At 69.7% G+C, this 23,410-nt stretch carries 23 protein-coding genes; 12 read left to right on the top strand and 11 right to left on the bottom strand.

Annotation, left to right across the window (positions count from 1 at the left end; translation table 11 throughout):
* Nucleotides 1-8: 8 nt before the first annotated feature.
* From ACFW9O_RS11510 to ACFW9O_RS11485, 6 genes are all read right to left on the bottom strand, one after another.
* On the bottom strand, nt 9-626 hold the full coding sequence (locus tag ACFW9O_RS11510; protein ID WP_351175541.1) for a helix-turn-helix domain-containing protein: 618 nt from the start codon (nt 624-626) through the stop codon (nt 9-11).
* A gap of 78 nt (nt 627-704) precedes the next feature.
* Nucleotides 705-1,676: a glycine betaine ABC transporter substrate-binding protein gene (locus ACFW9O_RS11505; RefSeq protein ID WP_351175539.1), complete on the bottom strand. Its 972-nt coding sequence runs from the start codon at nt 1,674-1,676 to the stop codon at nt 705-707.
* The gene (locus ACFW9O_RS11500; RefSeq protein ID WP_384607685.1) at nt 1,673-2,527 is read right to left on the bottom strand and encodes an ABC transporter permease; all 855 of its coding nucleotides are present in this window, start codon (nt 2,525-2,527) and stop codon (nt 1,673-1,675) included. Before ACFW9O_RS11500 ends, ACFW9O_RS11505 begins: the two co-directional genes overlap by 4 nt.
* Complete coding sequence (locus ACFW9O_RS11495) at nt 2,524-3,789, bottom strand: betaine/proline/choline family ABC transporter ATP-binding protein (RefSeq protein WP_351175535.1); 1,266 nt, start codon at nt 3,787-3,789, stop codon at nt 2,524-2,526. Before ACFW9O_RS11495 ends, ACFW9O_RS11500 begins: the two co-directional genes overlap by 4 nt.
* Entirely contained in the window at nt 3,782-4,429 is a 648-nt protein-coding gene (locus ACFW9O_RS11490; protein WP_351175533.1) for an ABC transporter permease, read from the bottom strand. The genes ACFW9O_RS11495 and ACFW9O_RS11490 overlap by 8 nt, the downstream gene beginning before the upstream one ends.
* 15 nt (nt 4,430-4,444) lie before the next feature.
* Nucleotides 4,445-4,918 carry an Lrp/AsnC family transcriptional regulator gene (locus ACFW9O_RS11485; RefSeq protein ID WP_351175531.1) on the bottom strand — a complete coding sequence of 158 codons (474 nt, stop codon included), beginning with the start codon at nt 4,916-4,918 and terminating at the stop codon, nt 4,445-4,447.
* Between the two features lie 122 nt (nt 4,919-5,040).
* Between ACFW9O_RS11485 and hppD the strand changes: the two genes are divergently transcribed.
* Together hppD and ACFW9O_RS11475 are read left to right on the top strand one after the other, a co-directional pair.
* Complete coding sequence (gene hppD, locus ACFW9O_RS11480) at nt 5,041-6,186, top strand: 4-hydroxyphenylpyruvate dioxygenase (RefSeq protein ID WP_351175529.1); 1,146 nt, start codon at nt 5,041-5,043, stop codon at nt 6,184-6,186.
* Nucleotides 6,187-6,418: 232 nt separating this feature from the next.
* Entirely contained in the window at nt 6,419-7,651 is a 1,233-nt protein-coding gene (locus tag ACFW9O_RS11475; protein ID WP_384607681.1) for a hypothetical protein, read from the top strand.
* A 95-nt stretch (nt 7,652-7,746) separates the two neighbouring features.
* Here ACFW9O_RS11475 and ACFW9O_RS11470 read toward each other — a convergent pair whose 3' ends face one another.
* Complete coding sequence (locus ACFW9O_RS11470; protein WP_384607678.1) at nt 7,747-9,459, bottom strand: tetratricopeptide repeat protein; 1,713 nt, start codon at nt 9,457-9,459, stop codon at nt 7,747-7,749.
* A gap of 97 nt (nt 9,460-9,556) precedes the next feature.
* Here ACFW9O_RS11470 and ACFW9O_RS11465 point away from each other — a divergent pair, with 97 nt between their 5' ends.
* Nucleotides 9,557-10,924 (top strand): FAD-binding oxidoreductase, encoded by a 1,368-nt coding sequence (locus ACFW9O_RS11465; protein ID WP_384607675.1) that lies wholly within the window; start codon nt 9,557-9,559, stop codon nt 10,922-10,924.
* A gap of 74 nt (nt 10,925-10,998) precedes the next feature.
* Here ACFW9O_RS11465 and ACFW9O_RS11460 read toward each other — a convergent pair whose 3' ends face one another.
* Complete coding sequence (locus ACFW9O_RS11460) at nt 10,999-11,475, bottom strand: SsgA family sporulation/cell division regulator (protein WP_351175521.1); 477 nt, start codon at nt 11,473-11,475, stop codon at nt 10,999-11,001.
* A 271-nt stretch (nt 11,476-11,746) separates the two neighbouring features.
* Between ACFW9O_RS11460 and ACFW9O_RS11455 the strand changes: the two genes are divergently transcribed.
* Both ACFW9O_RS11455 and ACFW9O_RS11450 read left to right on the top strand, forming a co-directional pair.
* A complete protein-coding gene (locus tag ACFW9O_RS11455; protein ID WP_384607672.1) occupies nt 11,747-13,273 on the top strand; it encodes an RDD family protein in 1,527 nt (508 codons plus the stop codon).
* 111 nt (nt 13,274-13,384) lie between these two features.
* Complete coding sequence (locus ACFW9O_RS11450; RefSeq protein ID WP_384607668.1) at nt 13,385-14,050, top strand: RDD family protein; 666 nt, start codon at nt 13,385-13,387, stop codon at nt 14,048-14,050.
* 12 nt (nt 14,051-14,062) lie between these two features.
* Here ACFW9O_RS11450 and ACFW9O_RS11445 read toward each other — a convergent pair whose 3' ends face one another.
* Nucleotides 14,063-14,353, bottom strand: coding sequence for a hypothetical protein (locus ACFW9O_RS11445; RefSeq protein WP_384607665.1), 291 nt, complete (start codon nt 14,351-14,353; stop codon nt 14,063-14,065).
* Between the two features lie 382 nt (nt 14,354-14,735).
* Here ACFW9O_RS11445 and ACFW9O_RS11440 point away from each other — a divergent pair, with 382 nt between their 5' ends.
* Both ACFW9O_RS11440 and ACFW9O_RS11435 read left to right on the top strand, forming a co-directional pair.
* Nucleotides 14,736-17,135 carry an immune inhibitor A domain-containing protein gene (locus ACFW9O_RS11440; protein WP_351180659.1) on the top strand — a complete coding sequence of 800 codons (2,400 nt, stop codon included), beginning with the start codon at nt 14,736-14,738 and terminating at the stop codon, nt 17,133-17,135.
* A gap of 122 nt (nt 17,136-17,257) precedes the next feature.
* Nucleotides 17,258-17,602 carry a hypothetical protein gene (locus ACFW9O_RS11435; RefSeq protein ID WP_384607662.1) on the top strand — a complete coding sequence of 115 codons (345 nt, stop codon included), beginning with the start codon at nt 17,258-17,260 and terminating at the stop codon, nt 17,600-17,602.
* Nucleotides 17,603-17,617: 15 nt separating this feature from the next.
* On the opposite strand, the gene ACFW9O_RS11430 is transcribed toward ACFW9O_RS11435, so the two are convergent.
* Both ACFW9O_RS11430 and ACFW9O_RS11425 read right to left on the bottom strand, forming a co-directional pair.
* Nucleotides 17,618-18,202, bottom strand: coding sequence for an isochorismatase family protein (locus ACFW9O_RS11430; protein WP_351180653.1), 585 nt, complete (start codon nt 18,200-18,202; stop codon nt 17,618-17,620).
* A gap of 167 nt (nt 18,203-18,369) precedes the next feature.
* Complete coding sequence (locus ACFW9O_RS11425) at nt 18,370-19,698, bottom strand: nicotinate phosphoribosyltransferase (RefSeq protein ID WP_384607657.1); 1,329 nt, start codon at nt 19,696-19,698, stop codon at nt 18,370-18,372.
* Between the two features lie 109 nt (nt 19,699-19,807).
* Here ACFW9O_RS11425 and clpS point away from each other — a divergent pair, with 109 nt between their 5' ends.
* The 5 genes from clpS (at nt 19,808) to ACFW9O_RS11400 (ending at nt 23,384) form a co-directional block, all read left to right on the top strand.
* The gene (clpS, locus tag ACFW9O_RS11420) at nt 19,808-20,116 is read left to right on the top strand and encodes an ATP-dependent Clp protease adapter ClpS (RefSeq protein WP_031100168.1); all 309 of its coding nucleotides are present in this window, start codon (nt 19,808-19,810) and stop codon (nt 20,114-20,116) included.
* A gap of 43 nt (nt 20,117-20,159) precedes the next feature.
* Complete coding sequence (locus ACFW9O_RS11415; protein ID WP_351180647.1) at nt 20,160-20,747, top strand: DUF2017 domain-containing protein; 588 nt, start codon at nt 20,160-20,162, stop codon at nt 20,745-20,747.
* Nucleotides 20,748-21,169: 422 nt separating this feature from the next.
* The gene (locus tag ACFW9O_RS11410) at nt 21,170-22,603 is read left to right on the top strand and encodes an amino acid permease (protein WP_351180644.1); all 1,434 of its coding nucleotides are present in this window, start codon (nt 21,170-21,172) and stop codon (nt 22,601-22,603) included.
* A gap of 111 nt (nt 22,604-22,714) precedes the next feature.
* A complete protein-coding gene (locus tag ACFW9O_RS11405) occupies nt 22,715-23,149 on the top strand; it encodes a Mov34/MPN/PAD-1 family protein (RefSeq protein WP_384607653.1) in 435 nt (144 codons plus the stop codon).
* A 121-nt stretch (nt 23,150-23,270) separates the two neighbouring features.
* Entirely contained in the window at nt 23,271-23,384 is a 114-nt protein-coding gene (locus tag ACFW9O_RS11400; protein ID WP_351175194.1) for a putative leader peptide, read from the top strand.
* Nucleotides 23,385-23,410 lie beyond the last annotated feature (26 nt).

The following is a 23,410-nucleotide window of genomic DNA, read 5'->3' as shown; positions in this document are numbered from 1 at the left end:
TGATCCCCTCAGTCGGTGGGACGCGGGAACATGTGCAGGTGGGTGCGGACGACGGCCGACCCCTCGGTGTCCTCGGGGACGCGGCCCCGGTAGCTGTTCACGAGCTCGAGCATCTTCTCCGCGAGCTCCATGGACAGTTCGGGAGTGAGACGCAGCTTGAAGTCGCTGATCTCGAAGGACCGACGCCATTCCTCGGGCCATTCGTGCATCGTCCCGAGCCAGGTGTTCAGCTCCTGGGCGTGCGTGGTCGCCACCTCGTGCAGCACGACTCCGATGGCGCCGCGCACCTCGGGGTCCGGGTGCTGCATGAAGTTCTCGCTGCGCCCGAAGATCGTGCCCGCGTGGACGGCCTTCCACCACCGCTCGCGCCCCTTGCCGCGCTCGGGATCGTCCTCGACGAAGCCGTACGAGGCGAGTTGGCGCAGGTGGTAGCTGGTGGCACCGCTCGATTCGCCGAGCCGGTCGGCGAGACCGGAGGCGGTGGCGGGACCGAACTCCCGCAGGGTGTTCAGCAGCCGGATGCGCAGGGGGTGGGCGAGGCCGCGCAGGGTGCGGGCGTCGACGTGGTGGATCTTCGGGTCGTCGGCGTACGGAACCGGCCGGTCTTCGGGCTCGTTCGGTGGCATGACACGACCATAGAGTTGCAAAGACTGCTTTGCAACACGTTTTTTGCAACGACTTCTTTGTAAGTCTCCGCGCCCTGCTCAGCCCTCCCGGATGAACCCCTCCTCCACCAGCCAGTCCTTCGCCACCTCGTGCGGGTCCTGCCCGTCCACGTCGACCTTGGAATTGAGCTCCTGCGCGAGCTGCGTCGTCAGCATCTCGGTGACCGGGGCCAGCAGCCCGGCGATCTCCGGGTACTTCTTCAGGGTCGCCGTGTGGATGGCGGGGGCCGCGTTGTAGTTGGGGAAGAACTGCTTGTCGTCCTCCATGACGTCCAGATCCATCGCCTTGATGCGGCCGTCCGTGGTGTACACCTCGCCGAGCAGGCAGGAGTCCGACTTCGACACCTGGGTGTAGATGATCCCGGCGTCCATCTTCTTGATGTTCGCGGCCGGCAGGTCCATCCCGTACAGCTTCTGCATGCCCGGCAGCCCGTCGTCGCGGGAGGCGAACTCGTTCTCGACACAGACCGTGACGGCCTTCGGGTCCTTCTTCGCGAGTGCGGCCACGTCCGACAGGGTCTTCAGGTGGTACTTGGCGTTGTTCTTCTTGCTGATGGCCAGGGCGTACGTGTTGTCGAGCGTGGACGGGGGCAGCCAGGTCACCCCGTTGCCCTTGTCCTCGTCGCGGACGACCTCCCACTGCTTCTGCGGGTCGACGACCGGCTTGGCATGGCCCAGATAGGTGATCCATGCCGTGCCCGTGTAGTCGTACAGGGCATCGGCCTCGCCCTTGACGACGGCCTCGCGCGCGCTGATCGACCCCGGCAGGTTCGTCCGGTCCAGCACCTCGGCACCGGCCGCCTTGAAGATCAGGCCCATGATCTGCCCGAGGATGATGTTCTCGCTGAAGTTCTTCGAGGTCACGGTCAGAGACGCGCCCCTGAGCGGCTGCCCCTGCCCGACCGACCCCGGTTCGACCTCATCCACCAGCGGCGAACCGCTCTTCAGCCCGCACCCCGTGAGCAGCAGGGCGAGCGCGGCGGCCGACGCCAGGCCCGTACGTACCCTCACGCTTCCTCCAGTCCGCGCGGTGTGAGCGCCAGTTCGACCAGCGAGGCCAGCCAGTCCACCAGCAGTGCCAGCACCACCGTCAGTACGGAACCGAGGATCAGCACGGGCATGCGCTGCGTCTGGATCCCCGAGGTGATCAGGTCGCCGAGTCCGCCGCCGCCCCCGAAGGTGGCCAGGGTCGCCGTGCCCACGTTGAGCACCAGGGCCGTCCGTACGCCCGCCAGGATCAGCGGGACGGCGAGCGGCAGCTCGACCCGGGTCAGCGTCCCCATGGGCGACATCCCGATGCCCCGGGACGCCTCCACGAGCGTCGGTTCGATCCCCTTCAGGCCGGCCACCGTGTTGGAGAGCACCGGCAGCACCGCGTAGATCACCATTCCGACGATCGCCGTGGAAGGGCCGATGCCCAGCCAGATCACCAGCAGTGCCAGCAGCCCGATCGCGGGGGTCGCCTGGCCGATGTTGGCGAGGACCGTGACCCCGGGGGCGGCCCTGTTCAGACCGCGCCGGGTCAGTGCGATGCCGAGGGGGATGGCGATGATCAGCACCCAGAAGGTGGAGATCGCGGTCAGTCTGACGTGCTGCCACCAGCGCACTTCGACGATGTCGCCGGCCAGCGAGTTCTCCGCGATCGAGTCGAGCTCGACGTTGGAGATCCACAGGTACGTCGCCACGAGGACGACCGCGCAGACGGCCGGAACCACCACGAGCTTCTGCCAGGTGATCCGGCGTGCCGGACGGGGCGGCGCGGGGGAGGGCTCCGCCTCCTCGTCACGGAAGTCTTCGCTTCTCCCATCCTGCTCCCCGGGCGGCCGCGTCCCCTCGGGGGGTGCCTGGTGACTGGGGGTCATAGTCCGCTGCCACCCCCCTCCAGCTCCTGTTCGGTCCGATGGACCCGCAGGTGCTCCAGATCGTGCTGGTGCTCCATCGCGGTGAGCCGGTCCGCCTCCAGGAGCTCCTGCACGGAATTCATCAGCGTCTGCATGTCGACGACACCGATGAACTCCCCGCGCCGCCCCGTCACGGCGACCCGCCCGCTGCTGTCGGTCAGCACGGCCTCCAGCGCGTCGTGGAGTGTCGCGTCCCGGGTCACGGTGTCGTGCACCAGCTGCCCGGCCCGGGCCAGCGAGCCCTTGGCCCGCATCAGGTCGCCGCGCCGCAGCCACTTGTACGGGCGGTTCCTGCGGTCCAGCATCAGCAGCTCGTTGTGCCCGCCGTCGCGCAACTTGTCGAAGATCGACTGGAGCGGGTCCTCGACGGTCACCGTCGGGAAGTCGGCGATCCCCACATCCCGTACACGGGTGAGGTTGAGCCGCTTCAGCGCCGCGCCCGCCCCCACGAACCCGGACACGAAGTCGTCCGTCGGATTGGTGAGGATGGCCTCCGGGGTGTCGAACTGGGCGATGTGCGAACGCTCCCGCAGCACCGCGATGCGGTCGCCCAGCTTGATCGCTTCGTCGAAGTCGTGCGTGACGAAGACGATCGTCTTGTGCAACTCGTGCTGGAGCCGGATCAGCTCGTCCTGGAGGTGGTCGCGGGTGATGGGGTCGACCGCGCCGAACGGCTCGTCCATCAGCAGCACCGGCGGGTCCGCGGCAAGCGCCCGTGCCACACCGACCCGCTGCTGCTGGCCGCCGGAGAGCTGGCGCGGATACCGTCCGTGGAACTCCCGCGGATCGAGACCGACCAGGTCGAGCATCTCCTCGACGCGGTTCTTCACCCCGGACTTCGACCACCCGGTCATCTTCGGTACGAGGGCGATGTTCTCCGCGACCGTCATGTGCGGGAAGAGTCCGGAGGACTGGATCGCGTAGCCGATCTTGCGCCGCAGCTTCACCCCGTCCATGTCGGTGACGTCCTCGTCGTTGATCCTGATCCGCCCGGACGTCGGCTCGATCAGCCGGTTGATCATCTTCAGCGTGGTGGACTTCCCGCAGCCGGAGGGCCCCACGAGGATCACGGTCTCGCCGGCCTTGATGTCCATGGAGACGTTGTCGACGGCCGGAGCGGGGCTGCCGGGATAGGACTTGGTGAGGTTCTCCAGCCGGATGGTGGCACCCGAGGTCGTGCCGGACGCGGGAGTCTCCGTCGGTCCGGTGACGGTTTCAGACACGGATCCCCCTCGGGATGGTGAGCCGTCCGAGCAGGACGTAGGCGGCGTCGAAGAGCAGGGCGAGGATGACGATGCCGAGCGTGCCCGAGAGGACCTGATTGATCGCGTTGGCACTGCCGAGCGAGGCGAGACCGCGGAAGATCTCGTTGCCGAGACCGGGACCCGAGGCGTACGCGGCGATGGCCGCGATGCCCATCAGCATCTGGGTGGAGACCCGGATCCCGGTGAGGATGGGCGGCCAGGCGAGCGGCAGTTCCACCCGGCACAGCTGCGCCGTACGTGACATCCCGATGCCCTTCGCCGCGTCGACGAGGGCAGGGTCCACACCACGCAGCCCGACGATGGAGTTGCGGACGACGGGCAGCAGCCCGTACAGGGTCAGGATGATCACGGTCGGCGGGACCCCGAGGCCGACCAGCGGGATCAGCAGGCCGATCGCCGCGAGCGACGGGATCGTGAGGATCATGGCCGTGGACGTGACGGCCAACGACCCTCCCCAGCGGCTCCGGTAGCTGACCACACCGATCAGGACGCCGAGCAACGTGGCGATGACCATGCACTGGAAGACGGCGCTGACGTGCTGGAACGCGTCGGTGAGCAGCTGCTGGTGCCGGGTGCTCACGTACTCCCAGAAGTTCACATGACGCTCCTCGGCTCAGTCGGTGTCCTGTGCAGCCTGCTCGACGAGCGGGAGAATACGCAGGGGGACCGGGTTTTCCATGACGATGGCCGTGGAAGCCCGGACAATGCCATCCAAACCGACAACCCGGTCGATCACCCGCTGGAGATCGGCGTTGGAACGGGCGACGAGCCGGCAGAGCATGTCCCCCTGCCCGGTGGTGGTGTGCAGTTCGAGCACCTCGGGCACGCCACTCAAATGGGCCCGTACATCGGCACCTTGGCCCTGCCTGATCTCCAGCGTGGCGAACGCGGTGACGGGGTAGCCGAGCGCCGCCGGATCGACGTCGGGGCCGAAGCTGCGGATGACGCCATTCGACTGAAGACGGTCCAGCCGGGCCTGCACGGTCCCACGTGCCACCCCCAGCCGCCGGGAGGCCTCCAGTACGCCGATACGGGGCTCACGGGCCAGCAGCACGATGAGCCGGCCGTCCAGATGATCGATCGCCATGATCCGCCTCCTGATGGGCACCCTGTACGGATAGCCCGCCCATCATCGCCATCTGCTGTACAGATTGACCAGCGATTACGCGAACTGTTGCGCACCTTGCGAAGCGGCGGGAACCTTCGGACATGACTGAGACTCTGCACACCACCCCCGACACCGCCCGGCAGGCCGATCCCTTCCCGGTCAAGGGAATGGACGCGGTGGTCTTCGCCGTGGGCAACGCCAAGCAGGCGGCGCACTACTACTCGACCGCCTTCGGCATGAAGCTCGTCGCCTACTCCGGACCGGAGAACGGCAGCCGCGAGACCGCGAGTTACGTCCTGACCAACGGTGCCGCCCGCTTCGTCCTCACCTCCGTCATCAAGGCGTCCACCGAGTGGGGAACCTTCCTCGCCGACCATGTGAACGCCCACGGCGACGGCGTGGTCGACCTCGCGATCGAGGTCCCCGACGCCCGCGCCGCGTACGCGTACGCGGTCGAGCACGGTGCGCAGGGCATCACCGAGCCCTACGAGCTGAAGGACGAGCACGGCACGGTCGTCCTGGCCGCCATCGCCACGTACGGGAAGACCCGCCACACGCTGGTCGACCGCTCCGGCTACGACGGCCCGTACCTGCCCGGCTTCACCGCCGCGGCCCCGATCGTCGAACCGGCCGCCAAGCGCACCTTCCAGGCCATCGACCACTGCGTCGGCAACGTCGAGCTCGGCCGGATGAACGAGTGGGTGGCGTTCTACAACAAGGTCATGGGCTTCACCAACATGAAGGAGTTCGTGGGCGACGACATCGCCACCGAGTACTCCGCCCTGATGTCGAAGGTCGTCGCCGACGGCACGCTGAAGGTGAAGTTCCCGATCAACGAGCCGGCGATCGCGAAGAAGAAGTCGCAGATCGACGAGTACCTGGAGTTCTACGGCGGCGCGGGCGTCCAGCACATCGCGCTCGCCACGAACGACATCGTCGCCTCCGTGAAGGCGATGCGGGCGGCCGGCGTGCAGTTCCTGGACACCCCGGACTCGTACTACGACACCCTCGGCGAGTGGGCGGGCGAGACCAGGGTCCCCGTGGAGACGCTGCGCGAGCTGAAGATCCTGGTCGACCGCGACGAGGACGGCTACCTGCTGCAGATCTTCACCAAGCCCGTCCAGGACCGTCCGACGGTCTTCTTCGAGATGATCGAGCGCCATGGCTCGATGGGCTTCGGCAAGGGCAACTTCAAGGCGCTGTTTGAGGCGATCGAGCGCGAGCAGGAGAAGCGCGGCAACCTCTGATCCACCGGGCCGCGGCGGGGCCTTCCGGCAGTCGGAGGGCCCCGCCCGCCGCGCGGTGCCGCGTACGGCCGACGGGGACACGCTGTGGCCGGCGGGGTCCTTGACCGTGTTGATCGGGTGAGGTAATGGCGCGGCGGGAGTTGTTCCGGCCGGGCGTGGGACGGATGAGGGAGCCGCGGCATCGCGGTCTGCGGCCGAGCGTGCCGCAGCTTCCGATGGGAGCCCCCACTCGATGAACCGCCTCACCGCGTCCGTCTCCGCCGCTGCAGTGGCCGCGGGCGCATCCCTCGCCATGCTCGCCCCCTCCGCCGTGGGCGCGGCGGCAGCGAACGTCGTACAGCAGGTCAGGGCCGCCGACCTGGGACCGGGGAGGCCCTGGATCCGGCTCCAGGACGACCGGAACAACGAGAACAGGCAGCCCGGCATCCAGGAGGTCTCACCCTTCGCCGACCCGGTCAGGTTCAACGGCAGCCTGCACCTCTCGATCGCGGGCGGGCAGCAGGCCCAGGCGGCGCACTACTACACGGCCCAGGTCCCGCTGAGCACCGTCGCGGCTGCCGAGCTGTCCTACGACTCCTACGTGAGGACCGTGGAGGACGGTGCCACCGGCACCGCCGCGAACCTCCAGCTCCCGATGGTCTGCCAAGGTGCCTTCACCACCCTCAGCTTCCAGCCGCAGCTCGCCACCGACAGCCAGGGCCGCGCCGGCGTGGTGCCGGACACCTGGCAGCACTTCGAGTCCACCGGCGCCTCGCTCTGGCGCACCTCACAGGCGCTGTCGACCGACCCCGCGCTGCCCGCCGGATCCGACTCGCCGCTGAGCACCTACGTCGCCGGGTGCGACGCCCCCGGCGACGGGATCATCGGCCTCATCGCGAACGTCGGCAGGCTCGGTGCCGTCGACGCCTCGCTCGACACCTACGTCGACAACCTGACCGTGAACGGAACCACGTACGACTTCGCCGTCGAAGGGCTCGCCCAGGGCCGCGTCGTGCTGAACCGGGGCAACCAGGACCGGCCCTGCCACCACGCGAGCCATCCCTGCCCGCGCACGCGGGGCGGCGCGTCGGGCGGGGGCGGCACGGCGGGCGGCTTCGTCTCCTTCACCGACCCGGCGGACGGCCCCCGGTACCGGGCCGTCGGCACCCGCCTGGTCTTCTCGAACGGACGGGCACTCGCCCCCGATGACCTCACCGTGACGGCGAACGGCCGGCCCCTCACCCTCACCCCGGGTCCGGGCGGGACGGTCACCGGGGTCGTGTCGCCCACGCCGAGCGTCGACCTGAACCCGGGCGGTACCTACCGCACCGCGCTGGTCGTCACCCACCGCGGCCACCCGTGGCGTGACGGCGGGGACGACGGTACGGGCGGGCGCGACAGGCTGAAGGTCGGCGCCGAACTCCTGGCCACGGGCTACGAGCCCCTCCAGCCGACCGGTGTGCGCGCCGGCACCGCGGTGCGATGACACCCGCACGCCACTGATCGCGACGACGGGGCGCGGAACCGGTGAGAACCGGCTCCGCGCCCCGTCCGTGACCCCGGACGTGCCGGGCGGCCCCTCTAGGGGAGCGCGGAGGACGCTGCCGTCCCCGGGGAGGCGGAGGGTGCGGGCCTCGCCGGCGCCTGCCGCCGTGCGGGAGCCGGTTCGGGCTTCACGGCCTCGGGTTCCGACGCTTCGCCGCTCGACGTCCCGCCCGTCGCGGCTTCGCCCGTCGCGGTGTCGTCCTTCGCGGCTTCGGACGCGGGGGATTCGGGCTTCGCCGGTTCGGGCTTCTCCGGTTCCGGCTCCGGGACGGGTTCGGGGTCCGGCTGCATGTCCACGGGGCCCCCCGGAGCTGGTTCACCCAGGGAGTCCAGGGCGGCCTGCGCCAGGGGAGCGGCCAGCGGGGAGAACACCGGGTTCGTACGGACGGACTCCTCCAGATGGATGCGGGCCGGGCCGTTCTGGGAGAGGGCGCTCTCGATCACGCCCAGGTGGTACGTGTACGAGGCGTTCCGGACGCCCGTCTCCACCGCTTTCTCCGCGTACAGCAGTGCCTCCTCCGACCGGCCCGCGCGGTGCAGCGCCCAGCCGAGCGCGTCGGCCGCCGCCGAGCTGCGGTGCAGGGCCGACCACTCGGCGCGCATCAGCTCCACCGCCGCCGCCGGGTCGCCGTGGTCGGCCTCGTAGCGGGCCTCGGTCAGGGACTCGTTCACCCCGGCCTTCTTCGCCTGTGCGAGCAGCTTGCGGAGCTCCGAGTACTGGGTGCGGGCGTCGCCGTCCAGGCTCAGGGACTCGTACAGCTCGCCCAGTTCGAGCGCGTACTCGGGGCGGGGAAGCTTCGTCGTCACCGTCTGGTAGTCGGCCAGCGCCTCGTCCGTGCGGTCCAGGGCCACCAGGGCGCGGGCCCGGCCCGCGCGGGAGGCCAGGTGGCTGCCGTCGGTGCGCAGGGCCGCCTCGTACTGGGCGACGGCCTCCGCGGGCTCGCCGCGCTCCCAGGCCAGATCGCCCAGGCGGTGCAGGGCCTCCGCCTTCTCCGCGGGGGCGGTGGCACGGTCCGCCGCCTCCTGGGCGGTGGCGAGGGCGTCCTCGCGCCAGCCCTGGCCGCGGTACATATCGGCGGTCCTGGCGAGTGCGGGAACGCCCTTGCGCAGCGACCCGAACTTCTCCGTGGCTTTGCCCGCGGCCTCGTACTCGCCGAGACCGTTGTACGCGTCGATCAGGACCGGGTAGGCCGTCCAGTTCTTCGGCTGCCGGGCGCGTACCGTCTCGCCCCACTTCTTCGCGGCGAGGTAGTCGTGCCGTGCGTTGGCGAGCGCTCCCAGCCCCACCCAGGCCTCCGCGTTGCCGCGTTCACCGGGCCGCGCGGCCAGCGAGCGCTGCAGGGCCTGTTCGGCCCGCGTGTAGTACGCCGCGTCCGCGGAACGCCGGCCCCATTCCACGTACGCCGTACCGAGCACCGCCCAGGACGGCGCGTCGGAGGGATGCGTGTCCACCCACTCCTGCCGGTCCCCGATCAGTGCCGTGAGGTCGGAGAGGGACGCCGGGGAGCCGGCCGCCGCCGCGGCCTCCGCCCGTGCGACGGGTCCGGGCAGGGGCGGCCCCGCTTCCTGGTCGCCGTCCGGTACGGCGACCACCGCGCCGGCCACGAGCACGGCGCCCGCCACCGCGCCGAACGCCGCCCTGCGCAGTGTCGTGCGCATCGACGTGGGAGGAGGTGGTACGGCCGTCGCGCCCTCCGGCGGCAGTGTGGAGGGGGGTGGCTCCGGATTCTGCTGCGGCATGGCATCCATGCGCCTCACTCTGCGTCAGTGCGAAGATCACATCGCGCTGCGCGATCGCTGGCGCATACGGGTTCACACCATTGGCCCCGGGTGTCACGCTTGGATCATGAACGATCTTCTCGAGCAGCTGCGCGCGGGCCTGCCGGCCGATGCCCTGATCACCGACCCGGATGTCACCGCCACGTACGCCCATGACATGGCGAGCTTCTGCGACGCGGGCGCCCCGGCCGTCGTCGTGCTTCCGCGCACGGTCGAGGAGGTCCAGCACGTCATGCGGACCGCCACGGCGCTGCGCGTCCCCGTGGTGCCGCAGGGTGCCAGGACGGGCCTGTCGGGTGCGGCCAACGCCTCCGACGGGTGCATCGTGCTCTCCCTCGTCAAGATGGACCGGATCCTGGAGATCAGTCCGGTCGACCGGATCGCGGTCGTCGAGCCGGGTGTGATCAACGCCGTGCTGTCCCGCGCCGTCAACGAACACGGGCTGTACTACCCGCCGGACCCCTCCAGCTGGGAGATGTGCACCATAGGCGGCAACATCGGCACCGCGTCCGGCGGGCTGTGCTGCGTGAAGTACGGCGTCACGGCCGAGTACGTCCTCGGTCTGGAGGTCGTCCTCGCCGACGGGCGACTCCTGAACACCGGCCGCCGTACCGCCAAGGGTGTCGCCGGATACGACCTGACCCGTCTCCTCGTCGGCTCCGAGGGCAGTCTCGGCATCGTTGTCAAAGCCGTCCTCGCACTGAGGCCCCAGCCCCCGCAACAGCTTGCCCTGGCCGCCGAATTCCCCTCCGCGGCGGCCGCCTGCGACGCGGTCTGCCGGATCATGGAACGCGGCCACACCCCGTCACTCCTCGAACTGATGGACCGTACGACCGTCCATGCCGTCAACGCGATGGCATCCATGGGGCTCCCCGAATCCACCGAGGCGCTGCTGCTCTGCGCCTTCGACACCCCTGACCCGGCGGCCGACCTCACCGCTGTCGGCGAACTGTGCACCGCGGCCGGCGCCACCGAGGTCGTGCCCGCCGAGGACGCCGCGGAGTCCGAACTCCTGCTGCAGGCCCGTCGGCTGTCGCTCCCGGCGATGGAGACGATCAAGTCCGCCACGATGATCGACGACGTGTGCGTGCCGCGCTCCAGGCTCGGCGCGATGATCGAGGGAACCGCCGCCATCGCGGAAAGGTTCGGCCTCACCATCGGCGTCGTCGCCCACGCGGGGGACGGCAACACCCACCCCGTCGTCTGCTTCGACCACACCGACGCCGACGAGTCCCGCAGGGCCCGCGAATCCTTCGACGAGATCATGGCCCTGGGCCTGGAACTGGGCGGCACCATCACCGGCGAGCACGGTGTCGGCGTGCTCAAGAAGGAATGGCTCGCCCGTGAACTGGGCGAGGTAGGAGTCGAGTTGCAGCGCGGCATCAAGGCCGCCTTCGACCCGCTGAACCTGCTCAACCCGGGCAAACTGTTCTGACCCGCCCCACCGCTGCCCGCCGCGCTCCCGGCCGCCGTACTCCTGCCCCGCCGGCACTCCTGCCCCGCCGGCACTCAGGCCTCGCCGTCCTGGGACTCGTCGGAGGGCCAGGGGTCGCTCAGCCACAGGTCGTCGGCAGGCAGCGGGGTGAGCAGCTCGGCGAGCGCGCCGTCCAGACCGAGCAGCGCGCTCTCCGACCCGGGGGGCACCACCCGAAGGGTGCGCTCCACCCAGGCGGTGACGGCGGCCGACGGCACCTCCAGGAGGGCGTTGCCGTCGGGCGAGGTGAGCGCGACACAGATGACGCTGTGCTCGTCGACCTTGGTCGGCCAGATCCGTACGTCCCCGTGCCCGCACGGCCTGAACACCCCTTCCACCAGCAGTTCACGGGCGAACGTCCAGTGCACGGGCGACTCGGATCCGATGTGGAAGGTGATGTGCACGGCGTACGGGTCGTCGGTGAGGTAGGACAGCCGGGCGGGTACGGGGACGGAGCGCTCCGGCGAGAGGACCAGCTTCAGTTCCAGTTCACGTTCCACGATGTTCTGCATGAGGGTGCACGACCTTCCGATGCTCGTAGGGCCGGTCCCTCGACCGGTCCGCACAAGGAGAGAGCGCCCTCCCGGCCATCCATGACGCGACTTCCCAGAAAAACTTCCGCGGACCCGGAAAGTGGTCCAAACGGCAGGACCGGCCCGGGGGTACGCGGCGGTCTGATAGATGTGGACCCTTGTATTGAGGCCGGCCGGCGATCGGACGGTGGAATGCCACCCTCCGACCGCCGGCCGGTCTGAGGCCTCGAAGAGATACGGGACCACGGTGATGAGCGCCCCAACCCCGGCACCCGGTGACGAAAGCCCTCGCGAGGGCTACTACCCCGACCCGTCCATTCCCGGATACGTCCGGTACTGGAACGGTGCGTCTTGGGTTCCCGGTACGAGCCGGCCCGCACCCAGGCAGGGCGAGGCGACCCCTGCGCCGCCGCCTTTCCCGGCGGAGGACGCGGCCCCGCAGCCGACGGCGCGGCGGACCGCCCCGGTGGACGAGACCGGGCCGATGTTCTTCGACGAGGACGGGCTGGGCGCGGGCGGTGAGGCGGGTGCCACCGGCGGCCGCCCGGAACCGGCTACGGCCTGGCAGGCCGACTCGTCGCGGCAGACGGGTTTCGGTGGCGACCGCGACCGGCGGGTCTCGTGGGGCGGACCGGATCCCCGTACGTCCGACGGCGGCGCACCGTCGTCCCCCGCTGTCCCGGCGGACCGCTCCGACCGTGCGTCCGAGGATCCGCGCCGACCCGGGACGCCGGACCCGACGCGCGGCGCCCTTCCCGGCATGCGGGACGGCAACAGCGATGTGACCGGCGGCAGCGGCGCCGGAGACCGTCCGCCGACCGACGGCACGGTCACGATCCGTGCCGTGGGACGGGACGACGGCGGCCGTCCACCGCGTCCGCGCGAGGAGGGACCGGTGCCCGCCGACGGCACGATGGCGATCCGCGCCGTGCAGCCCGGTGCCGCGTCCCCGCCGCAGGCCCCCACCCCGCCCCGGGCGCAGGCCCCTGAGCAGCCCCGGACGCAGGCCAGGTCCCAGCCCCAGGCGCCCGCACAGGCACAGTCACCCCAGCTGAACACGCCCCTGACTCCCGGTCCCGGCGGCGGGTCCGCGTCCTGGGCGCAGCAGGCGCATCCGCTCGGCCGGCCCGAGCAGACGGCCCGCCCGCAGCAGCAACAGCCGCCGCGGCAGCACCAGCCGCAGCGCCCGGCGCCCGCACAGCAGCAGAGCGCCCGGCCCGAACAGCAGCAGCCCGTCGCGCCCTGGAAGCCTCCGGTCGACGACCCCTTCCAGCAGCTCGCCCGGGCCCAGGCGTCCGCCCGGCCCGCAGGGCTCGGCAAGCGGCTGGCCGCCCGGATCCTGGACACGGTCCTGCTCGGCGCGGTCGTGGGAGCGATCGGATTCCCGCTGGTCACACAGGCGATGGACCACATCGACGCGAAGATCGAGGCGGCCAAGCAGTCCGGCGAGACGGTCACCGTCTGGCTGCTGGACTCCACCACGGCCGGGCTGTTCGGTGCCGTACTCGGCGTGTTCCTGGTGCTCGGCTTCGTCATGGAGGCGCTGCCCACCGCCAAGTGGGGCAGCACGCTGGGCAAGAAGCTCTGCGGGCTCGAGGTGCGGGACATCGAGTCGCACGGACCGCCCACGATCGGGGCGGCGCTGCGCCGCTGGCTCGTGTACGGGGTGCTGGGCCTTCTCGTCATCGGTGTCGTCAACGTGCTGTGGTGCCTGTTCGACCGCCCGTGGCGTCAGTGCTGGCACGACAAGGCGGCGCGTACCTTCGTCGCCGGCTGAGGGCGGGTCAGCCGTCGGGGGACGGCCCGGCTTACGCCGTGTGCCGCCCGCCCGTCCCCCGAAAGCACCTGAGCCGTTGCGGGCCTCTGCGGGGCGGGGTGCACTGCCCCCATGAGCAACGAACCGCCGCCGCCACCCGGACAGCCGCCTGAGGACGATCCCTTCTCCAAGAGGCCGCCGCACGGTTCCGAGCCGCCGTCCGGCGGCTCGCCCTACGGCAGCGGGCCGCCGCCACCGCCGCCGCACGACCGGGATCCGTTCGGTGGCAGCGGGCAGCACGGCGGTACGGATCCGCTGGCCGGGATGCCGCCGCTCGCGGAGCCGGGCAAGCGGATCCTGGCGCGGCTGATCGACTTCCTCATCATCTCGATCCCGCTGTACCTGATCTCGCTGCCGTTCGGCGGCGCGGTCGACGTCACCTCGGACGGCGACGACGACTTCGGTGACGCCCTCGGCAACACCTACAGCGGGCACCAGCTGCTCTGGTCGCTGATCGGCCTGGTGGTCTACGTCGCCTACGACACGTATCTGACGCACAAGGACGGGCGGACGCTCGGCAAGCGGCTGCTGAAGATGCGCGTGGCGATGCTCAACGACGGCTCGGTGCCCGACACCGGCTCCGCGCTGATGCGGGCCGTCGTGCTGTGGGTCCCGGCACTGCTGTGCTGCCCCTGCCTGTGGTGGCTGATCAACATCGTCCTGATGTTCACGGACAAGCCGTACAGGCAGGCGCTGCAGGACAAGGCGTCCAAGACGGTCGTGGTCGCCATCCAGTGAGGCCGGGGCCGTTCAGCGGTGCAGTGAATGCTCGCTGACGCGCTCCGTGTGCGCGGTGGCGATCTCGATGTCCTCGATCGTGCGGCGGGTGCGGGCAGCGGCGGGCGCCGGTGCCGTCCGGGCCTTCGGGCGCTTGGGCAGGGGTACGGTCACGGCCACCAGCAGACCGAGCCCCAGGGCCGCGGCGCAGATGACGGCCACACCGATGCCCGAACTCGTGCGGGACAGCAGCAGCATGGCGAGGGTCGCGAAGACGACGGTGACCGAACCGTAGGAGAACTGTGCGGCAGTCGGACGCGGCATGGCGGTATCCGTCCTCGGGGCATCGGCGGGGGGAGTCTCTCAACACGGTCGCACTGTCAATCGACTCTACGACGGTGGATGCCCGGGAGGAACACGTAGTAAGCGTGACCTAACCCACGGTACCGGTGCACGGGGGGCGCACTGAGTCACGCTGTCGCCGATCGGGCGGCGCGGCGCGCCGGTTGTGCCGGACGACGGTAAAGCCTTGAACGTCCGCATAGCGGAATTCGGCTCCTGCATAGTGCAGTTGGCCTGTGCAAGTCAAGATCTGTCTTTTCTCTCATACTTCCGATCGAATGTCGTCACTTGTGACGCGTTGACGCGCGCGGCATCTCTCAACCCCCTTGCCGCGAACGCGAAACGCCGGGGAGGACTGCATCAAGTGATCACTCAGAGACGGGCGCTACGCGCCACCGCGGTAGCCGTGGCGCTGGCCGCCACCGCCGCGACGGCGTCGGTTTTCGCCACCGCGCAGGCGGATGACAAGGCGTCGGGATCCGGCGCCTCCATCGTTGACCGACGGGATCCCGCACCGGTCAAGGCGACCGAGCACGACCTGGAAGGCCCCTTCAGCAAGGAGCAGGACGCCCAGCGTCAGGCCGCGCTGGAGCAGGTGCTGGCCGGTGACAAGAAGGTCTCCACCCGTGGCGGCTCCAAGGTCGTCAAGCTCGGCAGCAACAAGTACGTCGAGCTCGGCCGGGAGAAGACCGACAAGATCTTCACCATCCTCGTGGAGTTCGGCGACCAGGTCGACGACACCACGATGTTCGACCCGGACGGCGAGGGCCCCAAGCCGCCGGTCAAGAAGTACGGCGGCACGCCCGGCCCGCAGCACAACCAGATAGCCGAGCCGGACCCGGCGAAGGACAACAGCACCGCCTGGCAGGCCGACTACGACCAGGCGCACTTCCAGGACCTCTACTTCGGTGAGGGCAAGGGCAAGGAGTCGCTGAAGACGTACTACGAGAAGACGTCCTCCGGGCGCTACTCGGTCGACGGCGAGGTCTCGGACTGGGTCAAGGTCCCGTACAACGAGGCCCGTTACGGTTCCAACTACTGCGGTTCCTCCAACTGCGCCAACGTGTGGGACACGGTCCGCGACGGCGTCAACGCCTGGGTCGCCGACCAGAAGGCCAAGGGCCGCACGCTGGAGCAGATCAAGGCGGACCTCGCCGCGTACGACCAGTGGGACCGCTACGACTTCGACGGCGACGGCAACTTCAACGAGGCCGACGGCTACATCGACCACTTCCAGCTGGTCCACGCCGGTGAGGACGAGTCGGCGGGCGGCGGCGCACAGGGCACCGACGCACTCTGGGCGCACCGCTGGTACGCGTACGGCACCAACGCCGGCGCGACCGGCCCGGCCGGCAACAAGGCCGGTGGCGCCGAGATCGGCGACACGGGCATCTGGGTCGGCGACTACACCGCGCAGCCCGAGAACGGCGGCCTGGGTGTCTTCGCCCACGAGTACGCCCACGACCTCGGCCTGCCGGACCTGTACGACACCTCCGGCGGCGGCGAGAACTCGGTCGGCTTCTGGTCCCTGATGTCGGCGGGCTCCTGGCTCGGCACCGGCAAGGGCGAGATCGGCAACCTGCCGGGCGACATGACCGCCTGGGACAAGCTGCAGCTCGGCTGGCTCGACTACGCCACGGCCAAGGCCGCGACGAACTCCGTCCACAAGCTGGGCGTCTCGGAGTACAACACCAAGAACAAGCAGGCGCTCGTCGTCGAGCTGCCCCAGAAGGAAGTCACCACCACCGTCACGAAGCCCGCCGAGGGCTCGAAGCAGTGGTGGAGCGACATGGGTGACGACCTCTCGAACACCCTGACCCGCTCGGTCGACCTGACCGGCAAGACGTCCGCCTCGCTGGACCTGTCCGGCTGGTACGACATCGAGGCCGACTACGACTACCTCTACACCGAGGTGTCCGAGAACGGCGGCTCCAGCTGGACCGCGCTCGACGGCAAGGCCGACGGCCTGGCCATCCCGCGCGACGCCAGTGACAAGCCGGCCCTGACCGACGTCTCGGGCGCGTACAAGAAGCTCACGTACTCGCTGGACGCGTACGCGGGCAAGAAGTTCGACCTCCGCTTCCGCTACCAGACGGACGGCGGCGCGGGCGGCAAGGGCTTCACGGCCGACGCCATCACGGTCAACGCCGACGGTGCCGCGCTCTTCACGGACAACGCCGAGGGCGACGACAACGGCTGGACGGCCAAGGGCTTCTCGCGGATCGGTGAGTCGTTCACCAACGACTACCCGCAGTACTACATCGCCGAGAACCGCCAGTACGTGTCGTACGACGAGACCCTCGAGGTCGGCCCGTACAACTTCGGCTTCTCCACCACCCGCCCCGACTGGGTCGAGCACTACTCGTACCAGAACGGCCTGATGGTGTGGCTCTGGGACACCTCCCAGAAGGACAACAACACCTCGCAGCACCACGGCCGGGGCCTGATCCTTCCGGTGGACTCGCACGCCAAGCCGCTGAAGTGGACGAACGGCTCGCTCCTGCGCAACAAGATCCAGCCCTTCGACGCGCCGTTCAGCTGGTACCCGAACAAGGGCTTCACGCTGCACAACGCGGACGTGGCGCTCAAGATCAAGCCTTCGCTGGGCGTCCCGGTCTTCGACGACCGCAAGGGCACCTACTGGTACGCGGAGAACCCGACGGGAAGTGTCAAGGTCTCTGACACCAACACCCGGATCTCGATCATCAGCGAGCCGCTCAGCGGCTCCACGATGACCGTGAAGGTCGGACCCTCGACCAAGTAGTCAGCAACACCGCAGGTCAGAACATGATCGGCCGTCGCCCTCTAGCGGGCGGCGGCCGATCGTGTTTAGGTGCGTCTTGTCCGATCCTTATTGACGCGATGTCTCACGGGGGAGCGCACAGCATGGCAGGCGGAGGTTTCTGCAGGTTGCCCAACGGCACGGTGGTGGTGGCGGTCGCCCTCAACCGGCCGGCGGACGGAACGGGGCCCGGAGGCCCGGTACGCGTACTGGTGCACGCGGCCACCCGGGCGCGTGCCCTGACCAGGCTGCGGAACCTGGGACTGCGTGCGGTCTACCTCCGCGGAAACTCCCAGCCGCCGACCGAGGACGAGGTCACCGCGGTGCTGCACCACCCGGACGGGCTGCTCTGGCGGACCGCGCCGCAGACCGGCCAGGAGCTCTGGCAGCCGATCCGGGCCCTGCTGGGACCCACCGGATACGCGGGACCGGTCCGCCCGGCCGCCTGAGGGCCCCGGGAGCGGTCAGACGACCGGCTTGCCGGACAGTTCCACGCCCGCGGTGCGGAGCTCCTCCAGCGCCCGCTCGGTGGTCCCCTCGGCGACACCGGCCGTCAGGTCCAGCAGCACGTGCGTGGTGAAGCCCTCACGGACGGCGTCCAGCGCCGTGGCGCGCACACAGTGGTCCGTGGCGATGCCGACGACGTCGACAGCGGTCACGGAGCGGTCCCGCAGCCACTGGGCGAGACCGACGCCGTTCTCGTCGAGGCCCTCGAACCCGCTGTACGCGGCGGCGTACGCACCCTTGTCGAAGACGGTGTCGATCGCTCCGGAGGCGACGGCGGGAGCGAAGTTCGGGTGGAAGCCCACGCCCTCCGTACCTGCGACGCAGTGCACCGGCCAGGAGTGCTCGAAATCGGGCTGCGCGGAGAAGTGCTCACCCGGGTCGACGTGGTGGTCGCGGGTGGCCACCACGTGCCGGTAACCGGGCTGGGCGGCACCGATCAGGTCGGTGATGGCGGCGGCGACATCGGCGCCGCCCGCCACCGCGAGGCTGCCGCCCTCGCAGAAGTCGTTCTGAACGTCAACGACGATCAAGGCGCGATGCATGACGGGTGTCCTTCGGTGGGGGTTCGGCGGGGATCCGGCGGGCGAAACGGGACAGTGGGGACGCCAACGAGCCTAGAGACTCGACGGAGCGTGCGGGAGGGGTCGCGCCCGGCCGGTATGGGCCCCGTACCCCGCCCGGCCGCGCCCGGGCCCCCGCCCGTCCCGCCTCACACGTACTCCGTAGGGATCACCGGCTCCCCCCGGGACAGCTGGATCGCCGACATGGGCAGCCCCTTGCGCGCCGCGACGTGCCGCTCACGCGCGGCCTCCAGCGGCTCGCGGGCGACCACCTCGCCGCCCCTGACCAGCTCGACCAGCAGCTGCCGGTCCGCGAGCTCCTCCGGGACGGGCCCCGTGCCGATCACCTCGGCCTCGGCCACCCCGTACCCGTCCAGCCGGCGCGCCGCCCACTTGCGGCCGCCCCTCGACGACTTCGCGCCCAGCGACTTCTTCACGACGGGCAGCAGCGGATCGGCCGGATCGGCGGAGCCCGCACGGGCCACCAGCTTGTAGACCATCGAGCACGTCGGGTGCCCGCTCCCGGTGACCAGCTGCGTGCCGACCCCGTACGCGTCGACGGGCGCGGCGGCCAGCGAGGCGATCGCGTACTCGTCCAGGTCCGACGTCACCACGATCTTCGTCCGCGTGGCGCCCAGCTCGTCCAGCTGCTGCCGCACCCGGTGGGCGACCAGCAGCAGGTCCCCCGAGTCGATCCGTACGGCTCCGAGCTCCGGCCCCGCGATCTCCACCGCGGTACGGACCGCCTCGGTCACGTCGTACGTGTCGACCAGCAGTGACGTCCCGCGGCCGAGCGAGTCCACTTGCGCCCGGAACGCGTCCCGCTCGCTGTCGTGCAGCAGGGTGAAGGCGTGCGCGCTCGTCCCGACGGTCGGGATGTTGTACCGGAAACCGGCCGCGAGGTCCGATGTGGTGTGGAAGCCGCCGATGTACGCGGCACGGGCCGCCGCCACCGCGGACAGCTCGTGGGTGCGCCGCGCGCCCATCTCGATCAGCCGGCGGCCACCGGCCGCGGCCGACATCCGGGAGGCGGCCGCGGCGATCGCCGAGTCGTGGTTCAGGATCGAGAGGATCACGGTCTCCAGCAGCACGCACTCGGCGAAGGAGCCCTCGACCCGCAGGAGCGGCGAGCCCGGGAAGTACACCTCGCCCTCCGGGTAGCCCCAGATGTCGCCGCTGAACCGGTAGTCGGCCAGCCAGTCGATCGTGGCGGCGTCGACGATGTGCTGGTCGCGCAGGAAGGTGAGCATCTCGTCGTCGAAGTGGAAGTTCTCCACGGCGTCCAGCACCCGCCCGGTGCCCGCGACGACGCCGTAGCGCCGCCCTTCGGGCAGCCGCCGGGTGAAGGCCTCGAAGACGGAGCGCCGGTCCGCGGTGCCCGCCTTCAGTGCGGCCTGCACCATCGTGAGCTCGTACTGGTCGGTGAAGAGTGCGGTCGACGGCACACCGACCCGTCGCCCAAGGTCCGCTGAGTTCATGGCAGGGATGCTACCCCCTATTCGTCAAAGTGACGAGATCTAGGGGTGTCGGGGCGGCGGCGGGGCTCCGTTTGTGCGTCGGGCCCCTCCTGGTGGCAGCATGGGGTAGGTGAGCGTTGCTGCCCCCGTAGAGATCGAACGTCCCGAATCGGCCGAGGAGACCTTCGCCGTCCCCGAGCCCGATGTCCCCTGGGTGACGCTGGTGCACAACGACCCGGTCAACCTCATGAGCTATGTGACGTATGTCTTCCAGGCCTACTTCGGCTACTCCAAGGACAAGGCGCACAAGTTGATGCTGGACGTCCATCAGAAGGGCCGCGCGGTCGTCTCCAGCGGCAGCCGCGAGGAGATGGAGCGCGACGTCCAGGCCATGCACGGCTACGGGCTCTGGGCCACGCTGACCCAGGACCGCAACTGACCTGACCGCTGTCCCTCCGCCCGACCCATCCATCGGAGAACCCATGGCCGGCCATTTCGAGGCCACCCCCGGCGGCGGCGCGGCCGTCGCTCTCGACGAGGTCGAGATCGCGATCCTGCGCTCCCTCGCCGTCCAGCTCCTGGAACTGGTCGGCCCCGGCGACGAACCCGCCGACGGCGAGGACCCGCTCGCCTCCCTCTTCGCCGAGGGCCCGAGCGAACCGCCCACCGACCCGGCCCTCGCCAGGCTCTTCCCGGAGGCGTACGGGGACGAGGACAAGGAACTGCGCGAGGCGTCCGCGGAGTTCCGCCGCTTCACCGAGAACGACCTGCGCACCCGCAAGCGCGAGGACGCCCTCCTCGTCGTGCGGACGCTCGACGCGCTCACGCCGACCGGGGACGGCGGCGCGGTGCTCACCCTCACCGCCGACGAGTGCCGCAGCTGGCTGGGCTCCCTCAACGACCTCAGGCTGACGATCGGCACCCGTCTGGAGGTGTCCGACGAGGACGAGGGGCAGGACGGCTCGCTCTACCGCCTTCCCGACAGCGATCCGCGCAAGCCGATGGTGATGGCCTATCTCTGGCTGGGCGCCCTCCAGGAAACGCTCGTCGAAACGCTGATGCCTCACTGAGGCGTTCCGTGCCGGTGCCGTGTCCGGTGCCGCGCCGGTGCCGTGTCCGGAGCTGTGTTCCGGGCGGCCGAACCCGGGCGGTCCTCCTCATGCGGCCGCCTTCCGGCGGCCTTGTTCCGGCCGTGCCCCGTTCGCTCAACGGATGCTCAAATCCGAATAACGATCCCGTCACCTGAATAGCCTTCTTTGCAGCGGCTGGAAACCCTTGTCCGCTTTTTCCTGTGGCGTGCGCCACATAATGTCCGATGGCTCGCCCGGGCGCCCGTGATAAATCTTCACGACCGCCCGGGGACGCCACCCCTGTCCCCGGGGGCGCTACAAGCCGGCCGAACGCCGGCGGCACTCCATCCATATCCGGGGGGATCAGGACCTGATCCGACGCCTACGAGGGCGCGGATCAGCGTGGAGAAAGGCGCAACACCATGACATCGGCGCAGGTCGACGACAAGGGACAGCCCGGCCGCCAGGCCGTGGACACGGTTACGACGGGTGAGGGCTACCAGCGTGGTCTGGGAGCCCGGCAGATCCAGATGATCGCCATCGGCGGCGCCATCGGCACGGGGCTCTTCCTCGGCGCCGGCAAGGCCATCGACCGGGCAGGGCCCAGTCTGATCCTGGCGTACGCCATCGCGGGTCTGGTCATCTTCTTCATCATGCGGGCCCTGGGCGAACTCCTCATGTACCGCCCGGTATCCGGCTCCTTCTCGGAGTACGCACGCGAATTCCTCGGCCCCTTCTTCGGATTCGTGACCGGCTGGACGTACTGGCTGTTCTGGGTGGTCACCGGAATCACCGAAGTCACCGCGGCGGCCACCTATATGACGTACTGGTGGGATATCCCGCAATGGCTGTCCGCGCTGGTGTTCACCATCATTCTGTACGGCGCGAACCTGATCTCGGTGAAGCTCTTCGGTGAGCTCGAGTTCTGGTTCTCGATGGTCAAGGTCACCGCTATCGTCGGCATGATCCTCATCTGTGCCGGAGTCCTCACGATCGGCTTCTCCGACGCCGGGGACACCGCGACCGTGGCCAACCTGTGGAACGACGGCGGCTTCTTCCCCGAAGGCATCGGCGGCACGCTGATGACCCTCCAGATCGTGATGTTCGCCTTCCTCGCGGTCGAGCTGGTCGGTGTCACCGCCGGCGAGTCCAAGGACCCCAAGACCGTTCTCCCCAAGGCCATCAACACCGTGCCGTGGCGCATCGCCGTTTTCTACGTCGGCGCGCTGATCATGATCCTGTCCGTGGTGCCGTGGAGCACGTTCGAGCCGGGCGTCTCCCCGTTCGTCGCCGCGTTCGAGCAGATGGGCCTCGGCGTCGGCGCCGCGATCGTCAACTTCGTGGTCCTCACCGCCGCGCTCTCCTCCTGCAACTCCGGCATGTACTCCACCGGACGCATGCTGCGGGACCTCGCGCTCAACGGTCAGGGACCGAAGTCCTTCACCAAGCTGACGAAGAACGGCCTCCCGCTCGTCGGGACCACCTTCTCGGCCGGGCTGATGCTCGTCGGCGTGTGGATCAACTACCAGTGGCCGGGCGAGGCGTTCAACTACGTCGTCTCCTTCGCGACCATCTCCGGCATGTGGGCCTGGATCATGATCCTCGTCTGCCAGCTCCGCTACCGCGCCAAGGCCGACCGCGGCGAACTGCCGCAGTCCACCTTCAAGGCTCCCGGTGCCCCGTTCAGCAGCTGGTTCGCGCTCGCCTTCATCGGCCTGGTGATCGTGATGATGGCCGTCGACAAGGACGCCCGGATCTCGCTGTACTGCGCACCGCTGTGGGGCCTCATCCTGGGCGTCTCGTATCTGGTGCTCAAGTCCCGCAATCCCGAGAACACCTCCTTCGCAAAGCGCTGACCTGCGCGAAGGTAACCCCAGGACATCGGCTGCCCCAACGGCCCGTCCAGCATCCGGGCCCCTGCGTACCGCTCCTCGGTACGCGGGGGCCCGTCTGCTTATCCTGGCGCCATGCTGACCCTTACCCAGGCGCTCTACGACCAGATCGTCGCGCACTCCCGCGCCGACCACCCCGACGAGGCGTGCGGCGTGGTCGCGGGACCGGCCGGAACGGGCCGCGCGGAACGCTTCATCCCCATGCTCAACGCCGCACGCTCGCCCACGTTCTACGAATTCGACTCGACGGACCTGCTGAAGCTCTACCGCGAGATGGACGACCGGGACGAGGAGCCGGTGATCATCTACCACTCGCACACGGCGACCGAGGCCTACCCCTCCCGTACCGACGTCACGTACGCCAACGAACCGGGCGCCCACTACGTCCTGGTCTCCACCGCGGACGCCGACGGGTCGGGCCCCTTCCAGTTCCGCTCGTACCGCATCGTGGAAGGCGAGATCACGGAGGAGGACGTCGAGGTCGTCGAGGCGTACGCCCCGGCTCCCTGAGCTCCCCCTGGGGCGGTGCCAGGAGCACCGCCCCAGCCCCTTGTCCACATGGCGAACGCTCACCATCCACGATGTGGGATCACACTCCGGATTCCCGGTCGGGAATCGATACGATGACCGCATGGTTCCCCATGACGTGAGCGACAAGACGCCGGGCATGCTGCTCGTCGCGCGGCTGCACGTCGACCTGTGCAGGCTGTGCAGCGCGATCTGTCCCGCTGCGGCCTGCCCGTGAGCCGCCCGACGGCCTGAGCCGCGGCC

It is taken from the genome of Streptomyces sp. NPDC059499 (assembly GCF_042749285.1).
GTDB lineage: Bacteria > Actinomycetota > Actinomycetes > Streptomycetales > Streptomycetaceae > Streptomyces.
Note: the sequence above shows the minus strand (reverse complement) of the source record. Positions and strands in the feature narration are given on the sequence as shown.

What these genes read in the sequence shown, in the direction of transcription:
- ACFW9O_RS11500 (WP_384607685.1), bottom strand. Translation starts at nt 2,527, where the DNA reads ATGACCCCCAGTCACCAGGCACCCCCCGAGGGGACGCGGCCGCCCGGG.
- ACFW9O_RS11415 (WP_351180647.1), top strand. Translation starts at nt 20,160, where the DNA reads ATGGCCGGCCATTTCGAGGCCACCCCCGGCGGCGGCGCGGCCGTCGCT.
- ACFW9O_RS11465 (WP_384607675.1), top strand. Translation starts at nt 9,557, where the DNA reads ATGAACGATCTTCTCGAGCAGCTGCGCGCGGGCCTGCCGGCCGATGCC.
- ACFW9O_RS11425 (WP_384607657.1), bottom strand. Translation starts at nt 19,698, where the DNA reads ATGAACTCAGCGGACCTTGGGCGACGGGTCGGTGTGCCGTCGACCGCA.
- ACFW9O_RS11430 (WP_351180653.1), bottom strand. Translation starts at nt 18,202, where the DNA reads ATGCATCGCGCCTTGATCGTCGTTGACGTTCAGAACGACTTCTGCGAG.
- ACFW9O_RS11405 (WP_384607653.1), top strand. Translation starts at nt 22,715, where the DNA reads ATGCTGACCCTTACCCAGGCGCTCTACGACCAGATCGTCGCGCACTCC.
- ACFW9O_RS11470 (WP_384607678.1), bottom strand. Translation starts at nt 9,459, where the DNA reads ATGGATGCCATGCCGCAGCAGAATCCGGAGCCACCCCCCTCCACACTG.
- ACFW9O_RS11455 (WP_384607672.1), top strand. Translation starts at nt 11,747, where the DNA reads ATGAGCGCCCCAACCCCGGCACCCGGTGACGAAAGCCCTCGCGAGGGC.
- hppD (WP_351175529.1), top strand. Translation starts at nt 5,041, where the DNA reads ATGACTGAGACTCTGCACACCACCCCCGACACCGCCCGGCAGGCCGAT.
- ACFW9O_RS11460 (WP_351175521.1), bottom strand. Translation starts at nt 11,475, where the DNA reads ATGCAGAACATCGTGGAACGTGAACTGGAACTGAAGCTGGTCCTCTCG.
- ACFW9O_RS11435 (WP_384607662.1), top strand. Translation starts at nt 17,258, where the DNA reads ATGGCAGGCGGAGGTTTCTGCAGGTTGCCCAACGGCACGGTGGTGGTG.
- ACFW9O_RS11445 (WP_384607665.1), bottom strand. Translation starts at nt 14,353, where the DNA reads ATGCCGCGTCCGACTGCCGCACAGTTCTCCTACGGTTCGGTCACCGTC.
- ACFW9O_RS11485 (WP_351175531.1), bottom strand. Translation starts at nt 4,918, where the DNA reads ATGGCGATCGATCATCTGGACGGCCGGCTCATCGTGCTGCTGGCCCGT.
- ACFW9O_RS11410 (WP_351180644.1), top strand. Translation starts at nt 21,170, where the DNA reads ATGACATCGGCGCAGGTCGACGACAAGGGACAGCCCGGCCGCCAGGCC.
- ACFW9O_RS11400 (WP_351175194.1), top strand. Translation starts at nt 23,271, where the DNA reads ATGGTTCCCCATGACGTGAGCGACAAGACGCCGGGCATGCTGCTCGTC.
- ACFW9O_RS11475 (WP_384607681.1), top strand. Translation starts at nt 6,419, where the DNA reads ATGAACCGCCTCACCGCGTCCGTCTCCGCCGCTGCAGTGGCCGCGGGC.
- ACFW9O_RS11510 (WP_351175541.1), bottom strand. Translation starts at nt 626, where the DNA reads ATGCCACCGAACGAGCCCGAAGACCGGCCGGTTCCGTACGCCGACGAC.
- ACFW9O_RS11450 (WP_384607668.1), top strand. Translation starts at nt 13,385, where the DNA reads ATGAGCAACGAACCGCCGCCGCCACCCGGACAGCCGCCTGAGGACGAT.